At 73.8% G+C, this 25,891-nt stretch carries 18 protein-coding genes; 10 read left to right on the forward strand and 8 right to left on the reverse strand.

Annotation, left to right across the window (positions count from 1 at the left end; all coding sequences use genetic code 11):
* Positions 1-888: a dihydrodipicolinate synthase family protein gene (locus LWC35_RS20275; RefSeq protein ID WP_232871740.1), complete on the reverse strand. Its 888-nt coding sequence runs from the start codon at positions 886-888 to the stop codon at positions 1-3.
* 100 nt (positions 889-988) lie between these two features.
* Here LWC35_RS20275 and LWC35_RS20280 point away from each other — a divergent pair, with 100 nt between their 5' ends.
* The 3 genes from LWC35_RS20280 to LWC35_RS20290 are packed head-to-tail and all read left to right on the forward strand — an operon-like array spanning position 989 to position 3,977.
* Positions 989-2,374, forward strand: a complete 1,386-nt coding sequence (locus LWC35_RS20280) for an MFS transporter (protein WP_232871741.1) — start codon at positions 989-991, stop codon at positions 2,372-2,374.
* Entirely contained in the window at positions 2,374-3,387 is a 1,014-nt protein-coding gene (locus tag LWC35_RS20285; RefSeq protein ID WP_232871742.1) for a dihydroxyacetone kinase subunit DhaK, read from the forward strand. Before LWC35_RS20280 ends, LWC35_RS20285 begins: the two co-directional genes overlap by 1 nt.
* A complete protein-coding gene (locus LWC35_RS20290; RefSeq protein ID WP_232871743.1) occupies positions 3,387-3,977 on the forward strand; it encodes a DAK2 domain-containing protein in 591 nt (196 codons plus the stop codon). The genes LWC35_RS20285 and LWC35_RS20290 overlap by 1 nt, the downstream gene beginning before the upstream one ends.
* Positions 3,978-4,091: 114 nt before the next feature.
* On the opposite strand, the gene LWC35_RS20295 is transcribed toward LWC35_RS20290, so the two are convergent.
* Positions 4,092-4,865 carry a LuxR C-terminal-related transcriptional regulator gene (locus LWC35_RS20295; RefSeq protein ID WP_232871744.1) on the reverse strand — a complete coding sequence of 258 codons (774 nt, stop codon included), beginning with the start codon at positions 4,863-4,865 and terminating at the stop codon, positions 4,092-4,094.
* 175 nt (positions 4,866-5,040) lie between these two features.
* On the opposite strand from LWC35_RS20295, the gene LWC35_RS20300 reads away from it, so the two are divergent.
* The gene (locus LWC35_RS20300) at positions 5,041-6,558 is read left to right on the forward strand and encodes a helix-turn-helix domain-containing protein (protein WP_232871745.1); all 1,518 of its coding nucleotides are present in this window, start codon (positions 5,041-5,043) and stop codon (positions 6,556-6,558) included.
* 6 nt (positions 6,559-6,564) lie between these two features.
* Here the strand turns inward: LWC35_RS20300 and LWC35_RS20305 are convergent, their stop codons facing one another.
* Complete coding sequence (locus LWC35_RS20305; protein WP_232871746.1) at positions 6,565-7,737, reverse strand: MSMEG_0565 family glycosyltransferase; 1,173 nt, start codon at positions 7,735-7,737, stop codon at positions 6,565-6,567.
* Positions 7,738-7,800: 63 nt separating this feature from the next.
* On the opposite strand from LWC35_RS20305, the gene LWC35_RS20310 reads away from it, so the two are divergent.
* Entirely contained in the window at positions 7,801-8,991 is a 1,191-nt protein-coding gene (locus tag LWC35_RS20310) for an MSMEG_0568 family radical SAM protein (protein WP_232871747.1), read from the forward strand.
* Positions 8,988-9,626 carry an MSMEG_0567/Sll0786 family nitrogen starvation N-acetyltransferase gene (locus LWC35_RS20315; protein ID WP_232871748.1) on the forward strand — a complete coding sequence of 213 codons (639 nt, stop codon included), beginning with the start codon at positions 8,988-8,990 and terminating at the stop codon, positions 9,624-9,626. Before LWC35_RS20310 ends, LWC35_RS20315 begins: the two co-directional genes overlap by 4 nt.
* Positions 9,627-9,939: 313 nt before the next feature.
* Here the strand turns inward: LWC35_RS20315 and glmS are convergent, their stop codons facing one another.
* The 5 genes from glmS to LWC35_RS20340 form a co-directional block, all read right to left on the reverse strand.
* Positions 9,940-11,778 (reverse strand): glutamine--fructose-6-phosphate transaminase (isomerizing), encoded by a 1,839-nt coding sequence (gene glmS / locus LWC35_RS20320; protein WP_232871749.1) that lies wholly within the window; start codon positions 11,776-11,778, stop codon positions 9,940-9,942.
* A gap of 130 nt (positions 11,779-11,908) precedes the next feature.
* Positions 11,909-12,214, reverse strand: coding sequence for a hypothetical protein (locus LWC35_RS20325; RefSeq protein WP_232871750.1), 306 nt, complete (start codon positions 12,212-12,214; stop codon positions 11,909-11,911).
* A 217-nt stretch (positions 12,215-12,431) separates the two neighbouring features.
* On the reverse strand, positions 12,432-16,328 hold the full coding sequence (locus tag LWC35_RS20330) for an ABC transporter ATP-binding protein (RefSeq protein WP_232871751.1): 3,897 nt from the start codon (positions 16,326-16,328) through the stop codon (positions 12,432-12,434).
* A 68-nt stretch (positions 16,329-16,396) separates the two neighbouring features.
* Positions 16,397-17,248 carry a hypothetical protein gene (locus LWC35_RS20335; RefSeq protein ID WP_232871752.1) on the reverse strand — a complete coding sequence of 284 codons (852 nt, stop codon included), beginning with the start codon at positions 17,246-17,248 and terminating at the stop codon, positions 16,397-16,399.
* On the reverse strand, positions 17,245-18,153 hold the full coding sequence (locus LWC35_RS20340; RefSeq protein ID WP_232871753.1) for an ATP-binding cassette domain-containing protein: 909 nt from the start codon (positions 18,151-18,153) through the stop codon (positions 17,245-17,247). Before LWC35_RS20340 ends, LWC35_RS20335 begins: the two co-directional genes overlap by 4 nt.
* A 153-nt stretch (positions 18,154-18,306) precedes the next feature.
* Here LWC35_RS20340 and LWC35_RS20345 point away from each other — a divergent pair, with 153 nt between their 5' ends.
* The 4 genes from LWC35_RS20345 (at position 18,307) to LWC35_RS20360 (ending at position 25,891) form a co-directional block, all read left to right on the forward strand.
* Positions 18,307-19,893: a long-chain-fatty-acid--CoA ligase gene (locus LWC35_RS20345; protein ID WP_232871754.1), complete on the forward strand. Its 1,587-nt coding sequence runs from the start codon at positions 18,307-18,309 to the stop codon at positions 19,891-19,893.
* Between the two features lie 31 nt (positions 19,894-19,924).
* Positions 19,925-20,956 (forward strand): LLM class F420-dependent oxidoreductase, encoded by a 1,032-nt coding sequence (locus LWC35_RS20350; RefSeq protein ID WP_232871755.1) that lies wholly within the window; start codon positions 19,925-19,927, stop codon positions 20,954-20,956.
* A 108-nt stretch (positions 20,957-21,064) separates the two neighbouring features.
* A complete protein-coding gene (locus tag LWC35_RS20355; RefSeq protein ID WP_232871756.1) occupies positions 21,065-21,886 on the forward strand; it encodes a hypothetical protein in 822 nt (273 codons plus the stop codon).
* Positions 21,887-22,117: 231 nt separating this feature from the next.
* Positions 22,118-25,891 (forward strand): multifunctional oxoglutarate decarboxylase/oxoglutarate dehydrogenase thiamine pyrophosphate-binding subunit/dihydrolipoyllysine-residue succinyltransferase subunit, encoded by a 3,774-nt coding sequence (locus tag LWC35_RS20360; RefSeq protein ID WP_232871777.1) that lies wholly within the window; start codon positions 22,118-22,120, stop codon positions 25,889-25,891.

The following is a 25,891-nucleotide window of genomic DNA, read 5'->3' on the forward strand; positions in this document are numbered from 1 at the left end:
CTAGTCGATCAGATTAGCGGCTCGGAGGGCGGTGGCGATCCGCTCCCGCTCCTCCGCCGAGGCCGGGGCGAACGGCTTGCGCGGCAGCCCGCCCTCGCGACCCTGCAGCTGCAGCGCCGCCTTGAGCGTGGCCGGGAGGTTGGGCCCGTCGATGGCGCGCCACACCGTCAGGATGCGCTCGTGCAGCTTCAGCGCGGTCGCGTGGTCGCCGGCCTGGACCGCGTCCCACAGCTCGACCGACAGCTTCGGCGTGACGGTCGGGATCGCCGCCAGGGCACCGTGCGCGCCCATCACGAACGCCGGGTAGTGCAGGTCGTCGAGGGCCGCGAGGATCGTGTAGCGGTCCCGGACGCGGTGCAGCAGGTCGGCGAGCCGGTGCATGTCGCCGCCGGACTGCTTGACGGCCACGACCTGCGGCACCACCGACATCTTCTCGATGGTGTCGACGGGGACCAGGGCCCACGGCACGACGTTGTAGAGCACGATCGGCAGGTCGGTGGCCTCGCCGACGAGCCGGTAGTGCTCGATCGTCTCCTCCTCGGACGGCGAGAAGACGTAGTGCACCGGGGTGACCTGCAGGGCGTCGACCCCGGCCTCCTTGAGCGCCAGGGAGTAGCGGATCGCCTGCGCGGTCGAGTTCTGGATGACGCCGCCGATGACCGGGACGCGGCCGGCCACCTCGTCGACGACGACCTCGCAGATCGCCTTGCTCTCCTCCAGCGACAGGGTCTGCCCCTCGCCGGTGCTGCCGCAGGCGCAGATCGCGGTGACGCCCTGGTCGAGCAGGTACTTCACCTCGCCACGCAGGAGCTCGAGGTCGACCTGGTCGTTCTCGTCGAACGGGGTGACGACGGTGGAGATCATCCCGTGCAGGGCCAGGTCCTTCATGGTTCTCCTTCTCGGCCTCACGAGGCCTTGTCTCACATCTGGTGTCTGATACATTAGCGGCCACATTGCAGGAACACCAGCAGGTACGAGGGAGTGCCCGATGACTGCTCCACAGAAGGACGGCGGGACGCCGGTCAAGAGGGTCGTGTGGGCGAGCGCCCTGGGCACGACGGTCGAGTACTACGACTTCACCCTCTACGCGACCACGGCCGCGCTCGTCTTCAACAAGATCTTCTTCCCCGCCGGCGACGCGCTGGTCGGCACCCTGGCCGCGTTCGCCACGTTCTTCGTCGGCTACCTCGCCCGCCCGCTCGGCGGTGTGATCTTCGGCCACTACGGCGACCGGCTCGGCCGCAAGACCATCCTGATCATCACGATGGTGCTGATGGGCGGCGGCACGTTCGCCGTCGGCCTGCTGCCCTCGTACGAGACGATCGGCATCTGGGCGCCGATCCTGCTCGTCCTGATCCGCCTGCTGCAGGGACTCGGCATGGGCGGCGAGTACGGCGGCGGCGTGCTGATGGCGCTGGAGTACAGCCCGAAGCGGCGCCAGGGCTTCTTCACCTCGCTCGTGCACATCGGCACCCCGGCGGGTGTCCTGCTGCCGGTCGGCATCGTCACGATCCTCGACTCCACGCTCCCCGAGGGCGCCTACGAGTCCTGGGCCTGGCGGATCCCGTTCCTCGCCAGCATCGTGCTGATCGCGCTGGGCGTGTACATCCGCACGCACGTCAGCGAGAGTCCGGAGTTCGTGAAGGCGCGCGCCCAGAAGGAGGCGCACGCGCTCCCCGTGAAGGAGCTGTTCCGCACGAACACCGCCCGGGTCGTGCTGTCGATCCTGGCGAAGATCGCCGAGTCCGGGCTGTTCAACGTCTACTACGTCGTCGCGATCGCCTACGTCACCACCGAGCTGGGACTGCCCCGCGAGCCCGTGCTGCTCGCGGTGCTGATCGCGTGTGCGGTGGAGTGCCTCACGCTGCCGCTGTTCGGCGCCCTGTCCGACCGGATCGGGCGGCGCAAGGTCTACATCGGTGGCGCCGTGTTCCAGATCCTGCTGGCCGTCCCGTTCTTCCTCATGGTCTCGACCGGGAACTTCTGGCTGACGGTGCTGGGCATGACGCTCGGTCTCGCCGTCGGGCACGGCGCGATGTACGGCGCGCAGGCCGCGCTGTTCGCCAACCTCTACCCCGTCTCCGTCCGCTACACCGGGCTCTCGGTCACCCAGCAGGTCGGCGCGACCCTGGGCGGCGGGCTCGCCCCGCTGGCCGGGACCGCGCTGCTCGCCCTGGGCGGCGGGCACTGGGGCTGGCTGGTCGTCTACGCGATCGGTATCGCGCTGATCTCGTCGATCGCCGCGAGCCGGCTCAGCTGGGGTGAGGCGCGCACCGGGGGTACCCCGGAGGTCGAGAGCACCGGCGTCGAGCGCAGCACCGACGACCGTGGTAGCGAGAGCAGCACCGACGAGCGTCCCCGGGAGAACGCCTGATGTCCCTACCCTTCCACCCCGCCGACGGGGACCCGGTCCCACCCGCGCTGCGCGGGTTCGCGCGGGCCCACGCCGACCTCGTGGAGCTGCACGAGAAGCCCGCGCACCTGGTGGCGCGGCACCGGGCCCCGGCCCGCCGCGTCGGGCTGGTCTCCGGTGGGGGTTCCGGCCACGAGCCGCTGCACGCCGGGTTCCTCGGCCGCGGGATGCTCGACGCCGTCGCCCCCGGCAAGGTCTTCGCCTCGCCGCACAACAAGCAGGTCCTCGAGGCCTCGCGGAAGGCCGCCGGACCGGCGGGCGTGATCCACGTCGTGAAGAACTACACCGGCGACCGGATCAACTTCGGGATCGCGGCCGAGCGGCTGCGCCTGGAGGGGATCGAGGTCCGCCGCGTCCTCGTCGACGACGACCTCGCCACCGAGTCGGACGAGACCGCCACCGGGCGGCGCGGGACCGGTGCCACCGTCGTCGTCGAGAAGCTGCTGGGCGCGGCCGCCGACACCGGGCTCGGGCTCGACGAGCTCGCCGCCCTGGGCGCGGAGTTCGCCGCGGCCTCGCGCAGCCTGGCCGTGGCCTCGCGGGCGCAGACCTCGATGCACACCGGACGCCCGGCGTTCGACCTGGAGGCCGGCGAGCTGGAGTACGGCGTGGGCATCCACGGCGAGCGCGCGCAGAAGACGATCGACCGGCCCGGCACCGAGGAGCTGGTCGACCGGATGCTCGACGAGCTCGTGGCCGGCCTGCCCGAGGGCCCGGAGGAGGTCCTCGCCGTCGTCAACGGGATGGGCGGCACCACCCTGCTCGAGCTGTACGGGCTCCACGACCTGGTCGCGGCCGGGCTGGAGCGCCGCGGGCTCACCCTGGCCGGCGAGCTGGTCGGCACGTTCGTCCCGGCGCTGGACATGGCGGGCTTCTCGCTCACCCTGACCTGGCTGCAGCCGGAGTGGAAGGCCTGGTGGGCCGCCCCCGCGGTCACCCCGGCCTTCCCGCGTACCGTCGAGGAGGTCGCCTGATGGCGTTCGACCAGGAAGCCGTGCTGCGCCGCTTCGCGCAGGCCGCGGAGGACGCGCACGCCGAGCTCACCGAGCTCGACCAGCGCAGCGGCGACGGCGACTTCGGCGACAACCTCCGCGGCGGGCTGCGCGACGCGGTGCTGCGGTTCGAGAAGGGCGACGGCGGCGTCTCGGCCTTCGGCGCGCTCGGCGAGGTGTTCCTCGACGAGGTCGGCGGCACCAGCGGCCCGCTGCTCGGACTGCTGTTCACCGAGATCGCCCACGCGCTGGACGGCACCGGCACCGATGCGGTGGCCGCGTTCGGCGAGGGCGCGAAGGCCGGGCTGGCCGCGATCCAGCGCGTCGGCGAGGCGCAGGTCGGCGACCGCACCCTTGTCGACGCCCTGGCCCCCGCCGTCGAGGCCGTGCCGCAGGGCTTCGCCGCGGCCGCCCGCGCCGCGCAGGAGGGCGCGGACCGCACCGCCGACCTGCGGGCACGGAGGGGCCGGGCCAGCTACGTCGGCGAGCGGGTGAAGGGCGAACCCGACCCCGGCGCCGTGGGCATCGCCCTGTTCTTCCGGACCGTGGCCGAGGCCGCCGGACAGCGCTGACGCCCGGGCGCGGGGGGGGGGGGGGGGGGCCCCCCCCCCCCCCCCCCCCCACGACGGTGCGTCACGCGGCCGGCGGCCCCGTCGGCACGCCGGCCGCGCGGGCCTTCGCCGTCCTCAGACGATCCCCTGCCGGGTCGCGGTGTAGACGATCTCGGTGCGCCGGCGGACGTCGAGCTTGTCCCGCAGGTTGCGGACGTGGAACTTGACCGTCGCCTCGCTGATCACCAGCTCGGCGGCGATCTCCTTGTTCGACATGCCCGTGGCGAGCAGCTTGAGCACCTGGTTCTCGCGCTCGGTGAGCAGCGGCCCGCGCGGCCCGGTCGGGGCGGCCGGCTCGCGGGGGTCGCGCAGCGCGTCCATCATCATCGTGGTGATCCGCGAGTCGAACACGGCGTCGCCGCGCAGCAGCGTGCGGACGGCGGCCACGATGTCGGCGGTGTCGGCGCCCTTGCGCAGGTAGCCGTGCACGCCGAGGCGCACCGTGCGGAGCATGGTCTCCCGGTCGCGGCAGGCCGTCAGCACCAGGATCCGGGTGCCGCGGTGGCGCTGCAGCAGCGCGCGGGCCACGTCGATACCGGCCGAGTCGCCCCGGCCGAGGTCCACGTCGAGGAGCACGACGTCCGGGCGCAGCCGGTCCGCCGCGACGAGCGCATCGCGCGGGGTGGCGGCCTCGCCGACGATCCGCAGGTCGGGCTCGGCGGCGAAGAGCTGGCGCAGGCCGAGGCGGACGATGCCCTCGCCGTCGACGACCAGGATGCGTCCGGTGCGGACGGTGGCGAACGGGGAGTCCCCGCGGCCCGTGGCCGAGGCGCCGGTGACCGTGGGGATGCGCGTGGGCTGCGCCGGGCGCGCTTCGAGGACCCTGATATCGGCGAGTTCTGCGGTCATCGCTGAGCCTTTCGAACGTCGACGGGTCGTTGTCGCGGCGACGGTAAGGTGAATCACGTTGCCCGTTCGTTGCACGCCCACGCTGCCCGCTCGGACAGGCGCAACCTCGCCTTGCTGATCCGGGTGGAGGTGAACGATGATGGGTGCCGGAAGTACGCGGACAGTCGGGGAGCCGATGCCAGTCGACAAGGTGGTCGAGCGCGAGCCGGGGTCCGGCCTGCCCGCCGCCTCGCCGACCCGCGCGATCGACGAGCTGTTCGAGGCGGTCCTCGACGACACGGGGGACGCGACCGTCCGCCGGCTGGTCTCCGAGTCCTGGGAACGCAGCCTCGCCGCCGCGATCGACCCCGCCACGGCCCTGCCCCCGTTCCGGTTCGACCCGTCCGAGAGCGCCGCCCGGCTGGCCGCGCACCCGCTGCACAACGTCATGCCGCTGCTGCGCAGCAACCTGGTGAGCATCGCCGAGGAGGCGATGCACGTCGTCGTGGTCACGGACGAGCAGGGCATCGTGCTGTGGCGCGAGGGCGCCAACGCGGTCCTGCGGCCCGCGGACCGGGTGGGCCTTGTCGAGGGCTCCTGCTGGTCCGAGGAGGCCATCGGGACCAACGCGATGGGCACGACCCTCGCCGTCGGCAAGCCCGTGCAGATCCACTCGACGGAGCACCTCGTGCGCGCCGTGCACGCCTGGACGTGCGTGGCCGCGCCCGTCACCGACCCGGACACCGGCCGGATCGTCGGCGCCATCGACATCACCGGCCCGCGGCGCACGATCCATCCCGCGATGCTCGCGCTGGTCACGGCCACCGCGCAGCTCGCCGAGAACCAGATGCGGATGCAGCTCGCGATCGCCGACGAGCGGCTGCGCGCGCGCAACCAGCCGCACCTGCAGAGCCTGCGCGGCACGCCGGGCGCGCTCGTCACCCCCACCGGCCGGATCATCGCGGGCGAGCCGTTCGGCGAGTGGCCCGAGCGGGTCGACCTGGAGCCGATCACGGCCGGCGCGGACCGGGTCCGGCTGGCCGACGGGCGCGAGATGCACGTCGAGCCGCTGGCCGAGGGCTACCTGCTGCGAGCCGCCCGGCGCACCGGCCGAACCGCGAGCGCCGACGCTCCCCGGCACGCGCTGTCGCTGCGCTTCCTGGGCGACGGCAGCCCGACCGTGGTGCTCGACGGGGAGAGCCACGGGCTCACCCTGCGCCCGGCCGAGATCCTCACCGCGCTCGCGCTGCACCCGGAGGGGCTCACCGCCGAGCGGCTCGCCTTCCTCCTCTACGGCGACGACGGCAACCAGACCACCGTCCGCGGCGAGATCCACCGGCTGCGCGCGCTGATCGGCACGGACGTGCTCAAGACCCGCCCGTACCGGCTCGACGCGGTGGTCGACACGGACTTCGGCACCGTTCGCCGGGCGTTGCGCGAGGGCCGGGTCGCCGACGCGCTGCGCGGCTGCGCGGGCCCGCTCCTCCCCCGCTCCGACGCCCCGGAGATCCGCGGCGCGCGGGACGAGCTGGAGGTCGGGCTGCGCCGGGCCGTCCTCGAGTCCGACGACGTCGAGCTCGTGCACAGCTACGCCACCCACCGCCTGGGGCGGGACGATCTCGAGGCGCACGAGCTGCTCGCCGACATGCTGCCCGCGGGCGACCCGCGGCGCGCGGTCGCGGTGTCCCGGGTCGCGCGGCTGCTCGCGGAGTAGCGCTCCTCAGGCCCGCGCCAGCGGGGTCGACCGCGCGTAGATCCCCGCGTGGACCTCGGCCGAGCGCTCCCACGTGAACCGGGCCGCGGTGCGGGCCCCCTCGCGCACGAGGGCGGCCCGCAGCGACGGCTCGGTGATCACCCGGCGGAGGGCCGCCGCGAGCGCGGCCTCGTCGCCCACCCGTGGGAGCAGGGCGTCCACGCCGTCGGTGAGGTGCTCGCGGAAGACGGGCAGGTCGCTCGCGACCACCGGCAGCCCCATCGCCATGGCCTCGATCGCGACGAGCCCGAACCCCTCCGCCGTGGACGGGTAGCAGAGCGCGTCGGCCGCGGCGTACCAGCCCGCGAGCTCGGCGTCGGTGAGCGTGCCGAGCTCGACGACGTCGCGACCGGGCTCCAGCCCCAGCTCGGGAAGCTCCGCCAGGGCCGCCTCCCGGTACGGCGCGAAGTCCTGGAAGGAGTGCCCGCCGACGACGGCGAGGACGGGGTCGAGACCCTCGCGGCGCAGCCGGGCGAGCGCGCGGAAGGCGTGCACCGTGCCCTTGCGCGGCTCGATCCCCCCCACCGCGAGCAGCAGGAACCGTCCGTCGTCGCGTTCGGGCACCGGTACCGGGCGGGCGAACCGGTGCCGGTCCACGCCGTTCGGGACGATCGTCGTCGCGACCCCGAAGTCGCGGGCGAGGATGCCCCGCCACTGCTCCGACACCACGAGCACCCGATCCGGTTCGGTGATCGCCCGGCGCTGGCACTCGACGAGGGCCGGGGTGGTGAAGTCGTCGACGTGGTGGGCGGTGCGCAGCACCGTGACCGCGGCGCCGGTGCGGTCCCGGGCGGCGAGCGCGGCCCGCGCGGCGATGCAGTCCTGCGCGTGCAGGACCTCGAACTCGCCGATCCGCGCGGCCAGCGCGGCCGCGAGCCGCTCGATGCCGTCGAGGGTCCGCTCGGTGAGGGTGGTGCCCTCGCGGCGCGGTCCCGGCACGATCGTGTGCGGCAGGTCGACGGGCCGGTAGAGGCCCTTCGCCGGGTCGCCGAGCGCGAACAGGTGCACCGGGTGCCCGGCGCGGTGCAGGGCCTCGCCCAGGCCGAGGGTGTGGACGTGCCCGCCGCGGGGCGACGTCGAGTGGGTCAGCAGGGCGACCCTGGTGACCCCGGGCCCAGTCGCGTTGACGATGTTGCGCACGCGTCCACCATAGTGAATTCTCTGATGGGAGACGACCGTGTCCGATAGTGGAGGAGCTCTCGCATGACCGTGACCGACGAGCGCAGCCCGGGCGACGTCGTCGAGGCGCCCACGAGCGGCACGGCCGCACTGATCATGGACCTGCAGAGCGTGGGGCTGCGGATCGAGACCGCGCTCGAGACCTCCCGCACGGGCGGCGCCGGCCCGTCGGACTCCGGGATGCTGTGGATCGAGGGCGTGCCCGTCACGGTCCCACCGAACGCGACCTCCCCGTACGCGCTGCGCGCCGAGGACGAGGGCCAGGGCATCTACCGCGACGGCGTCAAGGTCGCCTCGGTCTCCGGGACGCGGCGCCCGCGCTTCTACGACCTCGAGACCGCCGACGGGGTGCCGTACCACCAGATCGCGCTGCTCCACCTCGACTCGCTCGCCTCCACCGTGGTGCAGGCCTGCAACTACTGGGGCAACTCCGACCAGTGCGGGTTCTGCGGCATCGGGGTGTCGCTCGCCGCCGGCGCCACGATCGCGAAGAAGACGCCCGAGATGCTGGCCGAGGTCGCCGTCGCGGCGCGCGACCTCGACGGTGCCGTCGACGCCACGCTGACCACCGGCTCGTCGGTCGCGCCGGACCGCGGGGCGTTGTACGTCGCGCGGTGCGGGCAGGCGGTGAAGGAGGCCGCGGGCCTGCCCGTGGAGGTGCAGTTCGAGCCGCCGCACTCGCTCGACGTCCTGCACCAGGTCCACGACAGGGGCGTCGACTCGGTGGGCATCCACGTCGAGTCCTTCGACCCGGCGGTGCTGGCCCGCGTCGCGCCGGGCAAGTTCCGGACCGGCATCGACACCTACTTCCGCACCTGGGAGCGGGCGGTGCAGCTGTTCGGCGAGGGCCGGGTGTCGACGTACGTGATCCTCGGCATGGGCGAGGACCCGGATCTGACGGTGGAGATGTGCCGGCGGGCCGTCGATCTCGGCGTCTACCCCTTCGTCGTGCCGTTGCGGCCGGTGGCGGGCTCGCTGATGGAGGCGGTGCCGGCGCCGGCGCGCGAGTACACCGAGCCGATCTACCGCAAGGTCGCCGGTTTTCTGGCCGAGCGCGGGCTGGGGGCGGACACCGCCGTCGCCGGCTGCGCGCGGTGCCAGGCCTGCTCCTCGCTCAACCTGGTCCAGCAGTCGGGCGGGGCGACGCCGTGCGGATCGGGCGGGTCGAGCGGCGGCGCGCCGCTGCTGCAGATCGGGAAGCGCCCGGGCGCATGACCGCCGTGCTGCCGGAGCGGGCCGGGCTCGCGGTGGATGGCAGGGAGGGGCGGGTGGCGGCCACCGCGCGACCGGGCGCGGCACCGTCGCGGATCCGACCCGTGCGGCCGGTCAACGTGCTGGTCGGCGTGGACCCGGTCGTCTGCCGCCCGGCCGCCGACGCGGCCGCGCGCGCCGCGCACCACGCGATCCGGCACGCGGTGTTCGTCGAGGAGCAGGGCGTGTTCGCCGACTCGGACCTCGACGCCCACGACGCCCGCGAGGACGTCGTGCACGTCCTCGCCACCCATCTCGGCCGCCCCGCCGGCACCGTCCGGCTCTACCCGACCGGCCGCCCGGGCGAGTGGCTCGGCGACCGCCTCGCCGTGCTCCCCGGGTTCCGCTCCGCCGCGATCGGCGGCCCGCTCGTCCGCTTCGCCGTCGAGACGGCCGGCGCCCGCGACGGGAGCCGCATGCGCGCCCACGTCCAGCTGCCCAACGAGCGCTTCTTCCACCGCCTCGGCTGGACCACCGACGGCCCGGTGGAGACCTACGTCGGCCACCCGCACGTCCCGATGAGCATCCCGCTCGTGGGCCCGGTGACGCCCTGGCTCGCGGGGCGCCGCGTGAGGGTCGGTGCCGCCGTTCAGAGGTAGGACGCCCGCAGCTCCTGCCCGCAGGCGCAGGTCGCGGCGGCGTCCCCAGGCGGCAGCGGGGTCTTCGCGCCGCACGCCGGGCAGCCGATGCGCTGTGGGTCGAGCCGGTGCGGCACCCAGATGCTGGTGAACCCGCCGGTGGCGAAGCCCCTGTCGTTCGCGCACGACGGCGCGGCCGTCCTGGCGCTGCGAGCACCTGCTGCTGGAGGACATCGTGCGCGCCTCGGCCGGCTGGAGCGCGGCACCGCGTCCTGAGCCCGGACAGCAGTGCGCCCCGCCCGGGGACCGGACGGGGCGCACCGAGGACGGCTGTCTACTCCACCGTCACCGACTTGGCGAGGTTGCGCGGTCGGTCGACGTCGCGCTCCAGCGCCACGGCGGCGTGGTAGGCGAGGAGCTGGAGCGGCACCGACATCAGGATCGGGTCGAGCTCGGGCTCGCTCTGCGGGATCACGATGGTGCGGTCGGCGAGCTCCGCGGAGAGCTCGCGGTGCGCCAGCGCGACCACCGGGCCCTTGCGGGCGCGGATCTCGGCGAGGGTCGAGACGTTCTTCTCGTGGAGGTCGTCGTCCGGCACGCACGCGACCGTCGGCAGCTCCGGGCTGACCAGGGCGAGGGGGCCGTGCTTGAGCTCGGCGCTGGCGTAGGCCTCGGCGTGCACGTAGGAGACCTCCTTGAACTTCTGCGCGCCCTCCTTGGCCACCGGCCAGCCGCGGCGGCGGCCGATGAACAGCACGCTGGGCCGCTGCGCGATCTCCCGCGCGACGGCCTCGATCGTGCCGGTGCGCTTCTCGTCGTCGAGGATCTGCTCGATCTGGCCGGGCAGCGCCACGAGGCCGTCGAGGATCCGGCGGCCCTCGGTCGGCGCGAGGTCACGCATGCGCCCGAGGTGCACCGCGAGCAGCGCGAACGCCACGACCGTCGACGTGAACGACTTGGTCGCCGCGACGGACATCTCCGGGCCGGCGTGGATGTAGATGCCGCCGTCGACCTGGCGCGCGATCGTCGACCCGACGACGTTGACGATGCCGATCACCCTGCCGCCCTTGCGCTGCAGCTCCTGCACCGCGGCCAGGGTGTCGACGGTCTCGCCGGACTGGCTGACCGCCACGTAGAGCGTGTCCGGCTCGACGACCGGGTTGCGGTACCGGAACTCCGACGCCGACTCCGACGTCGCGGGCATCCGGGCCAGGTCCTCGATCAGCTGGGCGCCGAGGTCTCCGGCGTAGCAGGCGGAGCCGCAGCCGAGGATCTTCACGCGGCGGAACTCGCGCGCCTCGCGCACGGTCAGGTTGAGGCCGCCGAGGTGGGCGGTGTTGAAGCGCTCGTCGAGGCGGCCGCGGAGTGCCCGCTCGATCGAGCGCGGCTGCTCGGCGATCTCCTTGACCAGGAAGTGCGCGTGGTCGCCGACCTCGGCGCCGACGACGTCCCAGTCCACCTCCGACGGCGTCTTCGCCGTGGAGCGGGCGTCGAGGGTGAAGGTGCGGTAACCGCCGGCGGTGATCGTGGCGAGCTCGCCGTCGTCGAGGTAGACGACCTGGCGGGTGTGCCCGACCAGCGCCGCGACGTCGCTCGCGACGAACATCTCCTTCTCGCCGATGCCGAGGAGCACGGGCGAGCCGTTGCGCGCGACGACGATCCGGTCGGGGTGCTCGGTGTCGACGACGGCGATGCCGTACGCGCCGACGACCTGGCGCAGCGCGTAGCGGACGGCCTGCTCGAGGTCCTCCGCGCCGCCGGTCCTGAAGGCCGCGGCCACGAGGTGGGCGACGGTCTCGGTGTCGGTCTGCGAGGTGAACTCGACGCCGTCGGCCTGCAGCTTGGCGCGCAGCTCCTCGGCGTTCTCGATGATCCCGTTGTGCACCACGGCGATCCGGCCGGCGCTGTCGACGTGCGGGTGGGCGTTGTCGACGGTGGGCTCCCCGTGCGTCGCCCAGCGGGTGTGCCCGATGCCGGGGGCGCCCTTGAACCGCGCGGGCAGGTCCGCCTGCAGGTCGGCGACCCGACCGCTGACCTTGCGCACCTTCAGCTGGCCGCGCTGGATCACGGCGATCCCGGCCGAGTCGTAGCCGCGGTACTCGAGCCGGTTCAGGCCCTCGATCAGGATGGGCGCCGCGTCCTGCGCGCCCACGTACCCCACGATGCCGCACATCGGTGTTCCTCCTCGTTCTCGCCGGCGCCGGTCGGTGCTGCTCGCTCCGCGAGCTCCGCGAGCTCCGCTCGGTCCCGGTGCTCGCTCCGCAAGCTCCGCTCGGTGCCGATGCTCGCTCCGCAAGCTCCGCTCAGCCGTACACCAGTCGCCGGAGCTGACGCGCCGACAGCGGCGGGGGCGCCACGCGTCGCGCGTCGAGCTCGTCCCGGATCACGGTGAAGATCCGGTCGTTGCGGACCCCGCGGGTGCGGAGCTCGGCGTGCCGCCGCCGCACGAAGTCCTCGGTCGGCTCCGCGAAGTAGGCGAGCACCTCGTCGACGACACGGGCGGCCTCGCCCGGGTCGAGCGCGGTACTGCGGACCAGGTGACGCACGAGGTCCGGGTGCGGGCCGGCGATCGCATCGGGGTGCGTCGGGGAATCCGGAACGGCAGGCACGGGCGAAACTGTGCCCGATCGAGGCCCGGAACGCCAAATCCCTGCCCGATTTCGGGCAGGAAATCGCAAGAACTGCGGACAGACGGCGCAGTGCGCGGCCTCCACAGGGGAAATCGAACGGCGAGGGGCCGCCCGTTACGCCGCGACCGCGAGCCGGGTCGGCGGAACGGCTCGGCCGGGGCGGCTCGGACGGGCCGAACCGGTCAGGCCGAGCGGCTCAGGCCGAGCGGGCGGCGGAGAGGTCCTCGGTCTCCGCGTCGGCGGCGGGCTCCAGCTCGCCTGCCCGCCACAGGGCGGCGTAGCGCCCGTCGGCCGCCAGCAGCTCCGCGTGCGGGCCCTCCTCCGCGATCCGCCCGGCGTGCAGCACGACGATCCGGTCCGACGCCGCGGCCGTGGCCAGCCGGTGCGCCACGACGAACGCGGTGCGCCTCGCCGTGAGCCGGTCGCCGGCGGCGAGCACGGCCGCCTCCGTGGCGGGGTCGAGCGCCGCCGTGGCCTCGTCGAAGATCAGCACGTCCGGGTCGACGAGCTCGGCGCGGGCCAGCGCGACGAGCTGGCGCTGCCCGGCGGAGAGCCCCTGCCCCCGCTCGCCCACCGGGTGCCGGAACCCGCCTGCCAGGCCGCGGATCATCTCGAGGGCGCCGACGGCCCGGGCCGCCGCCTCGATCTCCGCCTGCGTGGCACCGGGGCGCCCGTAGGCGATGTTGGCCGCGACGTCGCCGGTGAACAGGTGCGGCTCCTGCGGCACGTACCCGAGCCGGCGGCGGTAGCCCTCGAGCGGGTAGCGGCGGACGTCGACGCCGTCGATCAGCAGCTCGCCCTCGCCGGCGTCGTAGAACCGGGCGAGCAGCTTCACCATCGTGGACTTGCCCGCCCCCGTGGCCCCGACGAGCGCGACCGTCTCGCCGGGGCGCACGCGCAGGTTCACGTCGGCGAGCGCCGGCTGCTCGACCCCGGGGTAGCGGAAGGTGATCCCGCGCAGCTCCACCTCGCCGCGCAGCCGCTCCGGGACGACGGCGGCGTCGGACTCCGGCGCCGCGGGTACCGAGGTCGGCGTGCGCAGCAGGTCCGCGATGCGCAGCAGGCCGATGCGCGCCTGCTGGTAGCCGTCGAACACCTGGGAGAGCTGCTGCACCGGGGAGAAGAACAGCCCGAGGTAGAGCAGGAACGCGGTGAGCACTCCGGGGGTGAGGTCGCCCGCGGCCACCCGCGCGGCGCCGACGCCGAGCACCGCGGCCTGTGCGACGTCGGAGAGGAACGCGACGCCCGGGAAGTAGGTCGCGATGTAGCGCTGCGCCCGCATCCGGGTGCGTCGGTAGGCGTCGCTGCGGGCGCCGAACGCCTCGGCGCTGTGCTCCTCGCGGACGAACGCCTGCGCGACCCGCACGCCGGTGACGTTCTCCTGCATGTCCGCGTTGACGACGCTGACCCGCTCCCGCGCCTCCGCGTACGCCCGCGACGACAGCCGCCGGAACACCACGGTGGCTGCCAGCAGGACCGGCAGCACCGCGAGCGCCACCAGGGCGAGCTGCGCGTCGGTGACCAGCAGCGCGACCGCGACGCCGACCAGGGTGAGCAGGCTGACGACCGCCTGGGCGAGCCCGGTCTGCAGGAACGTCGACAACGCGTCGACGTCCGTGGTCATCCGGGTCATGATCCGGCCGGACAGCTCGCGCTCGTAGTAGTCCAGCCCGAGCCGCTGCAGGTGGGCGTAGCTGCGGGTGCGCAGCAGGTAGAGCAGGCTCTCGCCGGCGCGCGCGGTGACCACGGTCTGCGCGGCGACGACCAGCGCGTCGGCCAGCACGATCCCGATCCCGACCAGGGTCGCGATCAGCAGGACCCGCGGCACCCCCGCGGTGATGCCGCCGTCGACCGCGTACCGGGCGACCGTCGGGAAGGCCAGGGTGGCCAGCGCGTCGAGCGCCACGAGGAACATGCCGAGGGCGAGGGTCCACCGCACCGGCCTCAGCAGCCGGGCGAGCCGGAAGCCCGGGTCGGGCGCGGCGGGATCGACCCCACCCAGGCGCGGGGTCTCGGTCGCGGGCCCGAGCCTGGCCACGGCGGCGAGCAGCTCCGGGGTCGCGGCGATCCCGCCGACCATCCCCGAGGCCCCGGGACCGGTGCGCGCCTGCGGACCGGCGGCGCGACCGGTGCCCGCCTGCGCCGCCGCGGCCCGGACCGCCCGGTCCGACCCCGTCTCGGCCTCCGCCTCGGCCGCCTCGACCTCGGGCCACAGCGCCGGCGTGACACCGCCGACGGGCACCGCCACCGCCGGCGCGGCCGCCGGCAGCGGCGCGACCTCGGGCTCCGGGGCCGGCCCGGTCTCCTCGACCGGATCCGCCCCGTCGGCCGCCGACTCCGCGCCCGTGGCCAACAGCTCGCGGAACAGCGCGCAGCGCCCCCGCAGCTCGTCCTCGGTCCCGACGTCGACGAGCCGGCCGGCGTCGAGCACCGCGATGCGGTCGGCGAGGGCGAGGGTGGAGCGCCGGTGCGCGACGAGGATCGTGGTCCGCCCGGCGGTCAGCTCGCGCAGCGCCTCGTGGATGGCGGACTCGGTGGCGGTGTCGACGGCCGAGGTCGCGTCGTCCAGCACCAGGACGCGGGGATCCGTGAGCAGCGCCCGGGCCAGCGCGATCCGCTGCCGCTGCCCGCCCGAGAGCGTGAGGCCGCGCTCGCCGACCTCCGTGTCGTAGCCCTCGGGCAGCGCCTCGACGAACGTGGCGACCTGCGCGGCTGCGGCGGCGGCGCGGATCTCCTCCTCGCTCGCGTCGGGCCGGCCGTAGGCGATGTTGGCGCGGATGGTGTCGGAGAAGAGGAAGGCCTCCTCGAACACGACGCCCAGCTCGGCGCGCAGGTCCCGCAGCCGCAGCTCCCGGACGTCGACGCCGCCGATCCGCACGGCCCCGTCCCAGGGGTCGTAGAAGCGCGGGAGGAGCAGCGCGACCGTGGACTTGCCGGACCCCGCGGTGCCGACCACGGCGAGCGTCTCCCCCGGCTCGGCGCGCAGGGACACCCCGTCGAGCACCGGCCGGCCGGGCTCGTAGCCGAAGCGCACCGCGTCGAGCTCCACCCCGACCGGGCCGGCGGGCAACGCCCGGGGGGACGGCGGGTCCTGCACGTCCGGCTCCGCGTCGACCAGGTCGTAGACCCGCTCGACGCCCGCGCGGGCCAGCTGCGCGCTCACGACCAGGGACCCGACCAGCCGGGCCGGCCCGACGAGCTGCGCGACGTAGGTGGTGAAGGCCAGGAAGGTGCCGAGCGTGATCGACCCGTGCAGCGCCATCAGCCCGCCGATGCCGATCACCGCGACCTGGCCGAGCGTGGGCAGCGCGAGCAGCACCGGGTTGAGCCGGGCGGTCATCCGCGCGGCGCGCATCCGCTCGCCGAACAGCCGCCGGGCCAGCCCCTCCAGCCGGCCGACCTCGCGGGTCTCCTGGCCGAAGCCCTTGACCACGCGGACGCCGGTGACCGTCTCCTCGACCTGCTGCGCGACGTCCGCCGCGCGCTGCTGCGCCGACCAGGTGGCCGGGAACAGCGAACGCCGGGTGCGGCCGGTGATGTAGGCCGCCAGCGGCAGCATGACCAGCGACACCACCGTGAGCAGCGGGGACAGCCACAGCATCGCCGCGACGGACGCGATCACGAGCGCGACCGTGCCCGCGGACAGCGGCACCATCGACAGCAGCGACTGGACCTGCTGGAGGTCGGTGATCGCGCGCGAGGCGACCTGGCCGGTGCGCAGCGCGTCCTGCCGGCGACCGTCCAGCCGCTGGACCGAGGCGAACACCTGGCGGCGCAGGTCGTGCTGCACGTCGAGCGCCATCCGCCCGGCGAGGTAGCGGCGCAGGAAGGACGCGGTGAAGCGGACGACTGCCAGACCCAGGATGGCCAGCACGATCGGCAGCAGCACGTCCGTGACGCCCTGCACCGCGTCGTCGACCGCGACCCGGGTGAGCAGCGGACCCGCGGCGTCGAGGCTCACCCCGAACACCGACGCGACGAGTGCGCCGATCGTGACCCCGCGGTGCCGCAGGCACTCACGGGTGAGCCGGCGCAGCCATCCGGCGGGCCGGGTGCCCTGGTCGGGCGAGGTGGTGGGGAGCGGGTCGGGCACGGATCCAGGTTAGGACGCGGGTCCGACACTCCGCCGCCCGATGACGCCGGCCCCGGTCACAGCCGCACTCAGGTCACGTCCCGGCGGCCGCCGACGACCCACGCCACGGCCAGCCCGGCCCCGGTCCAGACGAGGAGCACGAGCAGCGCACCCCACACCGGCGGCGGCCCGGCGACCCCCGCCAGCCCCTCGACGATCGACGACGCGAACCGCCCGCCGAGCTCCTGCGCGGGCAGGCCGTAGAGCGCGACGTCGCCGGCGTTGGCGGGCAGGAACGAGGTGAGCCGGGCGATCGCCGTGGGTGCGCTGCCGTCCTCGGTGCCCGAGCGAAGGATCAGCGAGACGAGGTTCTCCGCCGCCAGCACGTAGACCAGCAGCACGACGACGGCGCCGGCCTGGTTCACGAGGACCGTCCCGAGCGCCACGCCGAGGACCGCCCAGAGCGCGGACACGACGATCCCGATGACGCTCAGCGCCACGATGCCGCCGACGGACGGCAGCGGCGCCGCGCCCTGCCCGAGCAGGCCCGCCAGCAGGCCGAGCACGATCGCCAGCAGGGCGTACGCCGCTCCGACACCGGCGGCCACCGCGGCCTTCGCCAGCAGCGTGGGCACCCGGCCGGCCAGCAGGTAGGTGGTGGCCACGGTGCGGTGCCGGAACTCCGCCGTGGCCAGCACCACGCCGTGCAGCGCCGCGAACACCGAGGTCAGCGACAGGGCGTAGGCCAGCGAGGCGAGCAGGATCCCGGGCAGGCCGTCGCCGACCCCGGCGACCGCCGAGCTGAACAGCCCGCCGAACAGGTTCACCATCACCGCGAGCAGGCCCACCGGGATCGCGAGCGCCCACCAGGTGCGCACGGACAGGGCCTTGAGGGCCTCGGCGCGCAGGACGCCCGCGGTGGGGAGCAGGTCGGGCGTCACGCCACACCTCCGCCGGTCAGCCGCAGGAACATCGCCTCGAGGTCCGCGCGCTCCTCGACCAGCCCGTACAGCGCCACGCCGGCGGCGAGCGCGGTGTCGCCGACGAGCACCGCGTCGGCGGCCACGGCGAGCCCGCCGTCGGCGACGTGGTCGATCTCCAGCACGCCGCGCGCCGCGAGGGCCTCGGCCAGCCGGACGGGATCGGAGCAGCGGACCCGGACGGCGGGCCGGCCGTGCAGCCCGTCGGCCGGGCCCTGGTACACGCAGGTCCCGGCCGAGATCACGACGAGCCGGTCCGCGGTCTGCGCGATCTCCGCGAGCTGGTGGCTGGACACCAGCACGCTCCGCCCGGAGCGGGCGAAGCCGCGCAGGAACTCCCGCAGCCAGGCGATGCCCTGGGGGTCGAGGCCGTTGCCCGGCTCGTCGAGCACCAGGATCCGCGGGTCGCCGAGCAGCGCGGTCGCCAGCGCGAGCCGCTGGGCCATGCCGAGCGAGTAGCCGCCGGCGGGCCGGTCGGCGGCGTCGGTGAGCCCGACGAGCCCCAGCACCTCGTCGACCCGCTGCTCCGGCGCGCCGATCGCCGAGGCGCCGCTCTGCAGGTGCCGGCGGGCGGTGCGGGCCGGATGGGCGCCGTGGGCCTCCAGCAGCGCGCCCACGACCCGGCCGGGCCCGGTCAGCTCGGCGTACGGGGCGCCCTCGACCAGGGCCGACCCCGCGGTCGGGGCGACCAGGCCGAGGATCGCGCGCAGCGTCGTCGTCTTGCCCGAGCCGTTGGGCCCCAGGAAACCCGTGACCGCGCCCGGCCCGACCGTGAACGACAGCCCGCGCACGGCCTCGACCGTGCCGAACCGCTTGGCCAGGCCGGACACCTCGATCCGGCCGCTGCCGTCGGGTTCGCGTCCCACACCTCTCCTCACGCTCGCCGGGCCCCATCCTGCCCCCGTCCCGCACGCCGTGGGCCCGGGGGTGCACCCGCCTGGTTCGTCCCTCGATTCCGGTTCTCCCCGACGCTAGAGTGACGCGGCCCGTGATCCCCCTCACGCACCCCGGGAGCACCGATGACGCTGTCCCCCGACCGTCCCGCCGACGTGTCCGGCCTGCTGGGCCGCTGGGCCGCCGAGCGCCCCGACGCCGAGGCGCTGCGGTTCGCCGGCGTGCGGCGCACCTGGGCCGAGCTCGACGAGCGGGTCCGCCGGCTCGCCACGGCCCTGCGGGCCGAGGGGGTCGGACCCGGCGACCGGGTGGCCGTGCTCGACCTCAACCACCCCTCCTGCCTCGAGCTCACCCTGGCCTGCGCGCGGATCGGGGCGGCCAACGCCGTCGTCAACTTCCGGCTGGCGCCGCCGGAGATCGTCCACGTGCTCAACGACTCCGGCGCCGCGCTCCTGCTCGTCGGACCGGAGTTCGCGCAGGCGGCCGAGGCGCTGCGGGACAAGGCGCCGGCGCTGCGCCGGCTCGTCCGGGTCGGTGGGGCGGACGCGGACGACGCCGGCACGGACGAGTACGAGGCCTGGCTGGCCGCGCACGAGCCCGACACCGGTCCGGCCGAGGTGGATCCCGACGCCTGCTTCGTGCAGCTCTACACCTCGGGCACGACCGGCCTCCCGAAGGGCGTGCTGCTCACCCACCGGGCGATGCTGGCGCACTCGGCCAACGTCGCCGAGAGCTTCGAGGTGGACCACGACGCCGTCGTCCAGGTGGCGATGCCGCTGTTCCACGTGGGCGGCACCAGCTACGCGCTGCTGGCGGTCCACTTCGGCGCCCGGATCGTGATGCTGCGCGTGCCCGACCCGGCCGCGGTCGTCGAGCAGCTGGAGACCGAGCGCATCACCCACACCTTCCTGGTGCCGGCGTTGCTCGCCGCGATCGCGCAGGTCCCGGACGTCGGGTCCCGCGACCTGTCGGCGATCAAGGTCCTCTCCTACGGCGCCTCGCCGATGCCGCTGCCGGTGATGCGGGCCTGCCTGCCCCTCTTCCCGGGGCGGATGCACCAGGTCTACGGCATGACCGAGGCGTGCGGCGTGGTCACCGCGCTGTCCGCCGCCGACCACGAGGACCCGGCGGTGGCGCACCGGCTGGTCTCGGCCGGGACGCCGATCCACGGCGTCGAGATCGAGGTCCGCGACCCGGCGACGGGCGCGCCGGTGCCGACCGGCGAGCCGGGCGAGATCTGGGTGCGCACGGCACAGCTCATGGCCGGGTACTGGCGGCAGCCCGAGGCGACCGCCGCGGCGATCACGCCCGACGGCTGGCTGCGCTCCGGCGACGGCGGGCACCTCGACCCCGACGGCTACGTCTACGTGACCGACCGGGTCAAGGACATGATCGTCAGCGGCGGGGAGAACGTGTACCCGGCGGAGATCGAGCGCGTGCTGGCCGAGTACCCGGGGATCGCCGACGTGGCGGTGATCGGCGTGCCCGACGAGCGGTGGGGCGAGGTGCCCCGCGCGATCGTCGTCCCGGCCGACGGCACCGAGCTCGACGAGGCCGCCGTGCTCGCCCACTGCCGCGCGCACCTTGCCTCGTACAAGTGCCCGAAGGGCATGGACGTCGTCGCCGAGCTGCCCCGCAACCCCACCGGCAAGATCCTCAAGAAGGACCTGCGGGCCCCCTTCTGGGCGGACCGGGAGCGGCGCACGGTGTGATCGGGGCCGGTCATGTGACAGTCTCGCTGTCGTGAAGCTCTCGACCCAGCTGCCGTACAGCGACGACCCGGTGGCGGGCGCCACCCGCATCGTCGAGCTCGAGAAGGCCGGACTCGACGTCGTGTGGGTCGCCGAGGCCTACAGCTACGACGCCGTGTCCCTCATGGGCTACCTCGCCGCGCGCACCGAGCGGATCGAGATCGGCTCCGGCATCCTGCCGATCTACAGCCGCACGCCCACGCTCACGGCGATGACGGCCGCGGGCCTCGACGCCCTGTCCGGTGGGCGGGCGATCCTCGGCCTCGGCACCTCGGGGCCGCAGGTGATCGAGGGCTTCCACGGCGTGCCGTTCGACAAGCCCATCGGTCGCACGCGCGAGGTCATCGAGATCTGCCGCGCGGTCTGGCGGCGCGAGCGCATCCAGCACGAGGGCATCTACACGATCCCCGTGCCGGAGGGCCGGGGCACGGGGCTCGGCAAGCCGCTCAAGCTGATCAACCACCCGCGGCGGGCCGACATCCCGATCTGGATCGCGGCGCTGGGCGACAAGAACGTCGAGATGACGGCCGAGCTGGCCGAGGGCTGGCTGCCGCACGTCGTCGTCCCCGAGCGGATGCAGGAGGCGTTCGGCGCGCCGCTGGCCGCCGGCCTGGCCAAGCGGGCCCCCGAGCTCGGCCCGCTGCAGATCACCGGCGGCGGCTTCCTCGCGATCGAGGAGGAGATGTGGGAGCCGGCCCGGCAGGCGGCACGGGCGATGTTCGCGCTCTACATCGGGGGCATGGGCGCGCGTGGGAAGAACTTCTACAACACCGTGATGCAGCGCCAGGGGTGGGCCGACGCGGCGAGGACGGTCCAGGACCTCTACCTCGACGGCCGCAAGGAGGAGGCCGCGGCCGCGCTGCCCGACGAGTTCATCGAGTCCTCGACGCTCATCGGGCCGCCCTCCTTCGTCAAGGAGCGGATCGCGGCGCTGCACGAGGCCGGCGTCACGCACCTGCAGGTCAGCCCGGTCACCGACGACGCACCCAAGCTCCTCGGCCAGGTGCGGGAGTGGCTGCCGTGAGCCGCGACCGAGGGCGCTCGCGGGGCGGAACTCGGCCCTGAGCAGCGCTCGGTCACGCGAACCGGGGGTGGCGTCACGGGCCGTGTCGGGCCCGTTCCACAATGCCGGGTGAACCTGCCGACCTCCGGGAGCTGCGTGGTGCCCGACCTGCCCGTGCGCACGTCCGACGAACCGATGGAACCGGACCAGTACCGGTACATCGCGACGCACGCGTGGTGGATGGGGACGTTCATGGGCCCCGACCCGGCCGAGCCGGTGTACGTGCACCTGTCCGAGCACCTGCTCCAGCAGTGGACGCCCGCGGTGCAGGACGCCGACTGGCTGCTCGACCGCGAGCTGACCGGGCGGATCACCTGGCTGGCCGGCTCCGGCGAGGCCGCGGACGACGCCGGCTTCGACCTGCGGGAGGCGTGGCCGACGGGGCGGTTCCGCGCGAAGTACGGCGACTTCTACGCCGAGCTGCACGACTCCGCCCCGCACCGGCGCGCCGGGAGCTGGGCCACGCCCACCCCCGAGTTCCTGGCCCTGCTGCCCCGCGACCCCGGCGAGCTGCTCGCCCGGCTGCTGGCCGACGCGCCGCAGGGGCGCACCTACACCGGGCCCTTCCGCAGCGCCGTCGACGCGCTGCGCACCTGTTCGGTCCCGGCCGACCTGCGCGCGCCGCTCTACGCGGCGCTGCTGGAGCTCCCGGCCGTCACGCTCGTCGACGAGGTCAAGGACCTCGACGGCAACCTCTGCCTCGCCCTGGTTCACGACACCGGCCCCACCCGCACCGAGCTCCTCGTCGACCCGGTCGACGGGCAGTACGCCGGCGAGCGGGACACCCTGCGGCGCGACTCCTCGTGCGGGCTGGTCGAGGGCACCGTCATCGCCGAGGCCTCGGTGCGCACCGCCGTGGTGCCCGCGATCGGCGCCCTCCCGGTCTTCTGACGGTTTTCCGACGGGGCCGGAAGGGCACCCGCCGGACGGAGGTCACAACGCGACCGAGCACATACCGGCGCCGTCCCCGGGAGGACTACCCTGGGAGGGCGGTCATCGGCGACTGAGAAGCTTCAAGCGAACCAAGGCGGTTGAGAGCGCGTGTCCACCAGTAGTACGACCGGCCATACCGGGGAGTTCGGCGCCAACCAGTTCGGCCCGAACGAGTGGCTCGTCGAGGAGATGTACCAGCGCTTCCTCGAGGACCCGAAGGCGGTCGACCCGGCCTGGCACGACTTCTTCGAGGACTACAAGCCCGGCGGTTCGCTGTCCGGCGCCGCGCCCGCCGAGGACAGCCCGACCGCGCAGGGCGAGGCCGAGCGCGCGGAGGCCGGCCGCGGCTCCGCCGACGCCGCGCGCGCCGACGCGAAGAGCGCCACGAAGACCGCTCCCGACCGCTCCGCCACCACCAACGGCTCCTCTCGCACCGGAAAGCAGGACGTGCCCCCCGCCAGCACACCCACGACCAGCCCCGCCGAGCCGACCGAGGTGCGCCGCGCGGGCGATCGCGCCGCGACCAACGGCAACGGCGCCGCCCCGCCCGCGGCGAAGCCCGCCGCCGGCAGCACCTCCAAGGCCGCCGCCAAGCCGGCCGCGGAGAGCCAGGACCAGGTCCTCCCGATCCGCGGCGCGGCCAACGCCGTCGTCAAGAACATGAACGCCTCGCTCGCCGTCCCCACGGCGACGAGCGTGCGCGCGGTCCCGGCGAAGCTGCTCGCGGACAACCGCATCGTCATCAACAACCAGCTGAAGCGCACGCGCGGCGGCAAGATCTCCTTCACCCACCTCATCGGCTACGCCGTGGTGAAGGCCCTCGCCGACTTCCCGACGATGAACCGCCACTTCGTCGAGACGGACGGCAAGCCCACCGTCGTCCAGCCCGAGCACGTCAACCTCGGCCTGGCCATCGACCTGCCGGGCAAGAACGGGCAGCGCTCGCTCGTGGTGGTGTCGATCAAGGGCTGTGAGCGCATGACGTTCGCGCAGTTCTGGTCCGCCTACGAGGGCATGGTCCACAAGGCGCGCAACGGCTCGCTCACCGCCGAGGACTTCCAGGGCACCACGATCTCGCTGACCAACCCGGGCACGCTCGGCACCAACCACTCGGTGCCGCGGCTGATGCAGGGCCAGGGCACGATCGTCGGCGTCGGTGCGATGGAGTACCCGGCGGAGTTCCAGGGCGCGTCCGAGGAGCGGCTCGCCCAGATCGGCGTCAGCAAGATCATCACGCTGACCTCGACCTACGACCACCGGATCATCCAGGGCGCCGAGTCCGGCGACTTCCTGCGCCGCGTGCACCGCCTGCTGCTGGGCGACGACGGCTTCTACGACGACATCTTCACCTCGCTGCGGGTGCCGTACGAGCCGGTCCGCTGGGTGCAGGACTTCCCCGAGGGCGAGGTCGACAAGACCGCGCGCGTCCTCGAGCTGATCGAGTCCTACCGCACCCGCGGCCACCTGATGGCCGACACGGACCCGCTGAACTACCGCCAGCGCCGCCACCCCGACCTCGACGTGCTGTCCCACGGCCTGACCCTGTGGGACCTCGACCGCGACTTCGCCGTCGGCGGGTTCGGCGGCGAGGCGCACATGAAGCTGCGCGACGTCCTCGGCCTGCTGCGCGACTCCTACTGCCGCACCGTCGGCACGGAGTACATGCACATCGCCGACCCCGAGCAGCGCGCCTGGCTGCAGGAGCGCATCGAGGTGCCGCACCAGAAGCCCTCGGTGGTCGAGCAGAAGTACATCCTGTCGAAGCTCAACGCCGCCGAGGCGTTCGAGACCTTCCTGCAGACCAAGTACGTCGGGCAGAAGCGGTTCTCGCTGGAGGGCGGCGAGACCGTCATCCCGCTGCTCGACGCCGTGCTGGACAAGGCCGCCGAGAACGAGCTCGACGAGGTCGTCATCGGCATGCCGCACCGCGGCCGGCTCAACGTGCTGGCCAACATCGTCGGCAAGCCGATCAGCCAGATCTTCCGCGAGTTCGAGGGCAACCTCGACCCGGGCCAGGCGCACGGCTCCGGCGACGTCAAGTACCACCTGGGCGCCGAGGGCAAGTACTTCCGGATGTTCGGCGACGGCGAGACGGTCGTGTCGCTGGCCTCGAACCCGTCGCACCTGGAGGCCGTCGACCCGGTCCTCGAGGGCATCGTCCGGGCCAAGCAGGACCTGCTCGACAAGGGCGAGGGCGGCTTCACCGTCCTGCCGCTGATGATGCACGGCGACGCGGCGTTCGCCGGGCAGGGTGTGGTCGCGGAGACGCTGAACCTGGCGCTGCTGCGCGGCTACCGCACCGGCGGCACCGTGCACGTCGTCGTCAACAACCAGGTCGGCTTCACCACCGCGCCGGAGCACTCGCGCTCGTCGCAGTACTGCACCGACGTGGCGAAGATGATCGGCGCGCCGGTCTTCCACGTGAACGGCGACGACCCCGAGGCCTGCGTCTGGGTGGCCAAGCTGGCCGTCGAGTACCGGCAGCGGTGGAACAACGACGTCGTGATCGACATGATCTGCTACCGCCGCCGCGGCCACAACGAGGGCGACGACCCCTCGATGACCCAGCCGGCGATGTACGACGTGATCGACGCCAAGCGCTCGGTGCGCAAGATCTACACCGAGTCGCTGATCGGCCGCGGCGACATCACGATGGAAGAGGCCGAGCACGCTCTCAAGGACTTCTCCAACCAGCTCGAGCACGTGTTCAACGAGGTCCGCGAGCTGGAGAAGACCCCGCCCGCCGTCTCCGCCTCGGTCGAGAAGGAACAGCTCGTGCCGATGGACCTGGACACCTCGATCCCGCTCGAGGTCGTGCACCGGGTCGGCGACGTGCACGAGCAGCTGCCCGAGGGCTTCACCCCGCACCAGCGCGTCAAGCCGGTGCTGGCCAAGCGCATGAAGATGTCCCGCGACGGCGACATCGACTGGGCCTTCGGCGAGCTGCTCGCCTTCGGCTCGCTGGCGATGGACGGCAAGCTGGTCCGGCTCTCCGGCCAGGACTCCCGGCGCGGCACGTTCGTGCAGCGGCACTCGGTGCTGATCGACCGGAAGACCGGCGAGGAGTACTACCCGCTGCGCAACCTGGCCGAGGGCCAGGGCCGGTTCCTGCCCTACGACTCGGCGCTCTCGGAGTTCGCGGCGGTCGGCTTCGAGTACGGCTACTCGGTCGCCAACCCGGACGCGCTGGTCATGTGGGAGGCGCAGTTCGGCGACTTCGTCAACGGCGCCCAGTCGATCATCGACGAGTTCATCTCGTCCGGTGAGGCGAAGTGGGGCCAGTTCTCCGACGTCGTGCTGCTGCTGCCGCACGGCCTCGAGGGCCAGGGCCCGGACCACAGCTCCGGCCGCATCGAGCGGTTCCTGCAGCTGTGCGCCGAGGGCTCGATGACGGTCGCGCTGCCGTCGGAGCCGGCGAACTACTTCCACCTGCTGCGCCGGCACGCGCTCGACGGCGTCCGCCGCCCGCTCGTCGTCTTCACCCCGAAGTCGATGCTGCGGAACAAGGCGGTCGTCAGCCAGATCTCGGACTTCACCGGCGGCCGGTTCCGCCCGGTGATCGACGACCCGGAGTTCCGCTCCGCGGACGGGCCCTCCTCGTCGGTCAAGAAGGTCCTGCTGTGCAGCGGCAAGATCTTCTGGGAGCTCCACCAGCAGCGGCAGAAGCGCGAGATCACGGACACCGCGATCGTCCGCGTCGAGCAGCTCTACCCGGTGCCGGACCGCCAGCTGGCCTCGGTCCTGGAGCGCTACCCGAACGCGCAGGACATCCGCTGGGTCCAGGAGGAGCCGGCCAACCAGGGCGCCTGGCCGCACATGGGCCTCGAGCTGCCGGACAAGCTGCCGGAGCGGCTCTCGGGCCTCAAGCGGGTCAGCCGTCGCCGGATGGCCGCGCCCGCCGCCGGCTCGTCGAAGGTGCACGAGGTCGAGCAGCGCGAGCTGATCGACAAGGCCTTCTCGTAA

The organism is Pseudonocardia kujensis, from assembly GCF_021283305.1.
In the GTDB taxonomy this organism is placed as follows: Bacteria; Actinomycetota; Actinomycetes; order Mycobacteriales; family Pseudonocardiaceae; genus Pseudonocardia; species Pseudonocardia kujensis.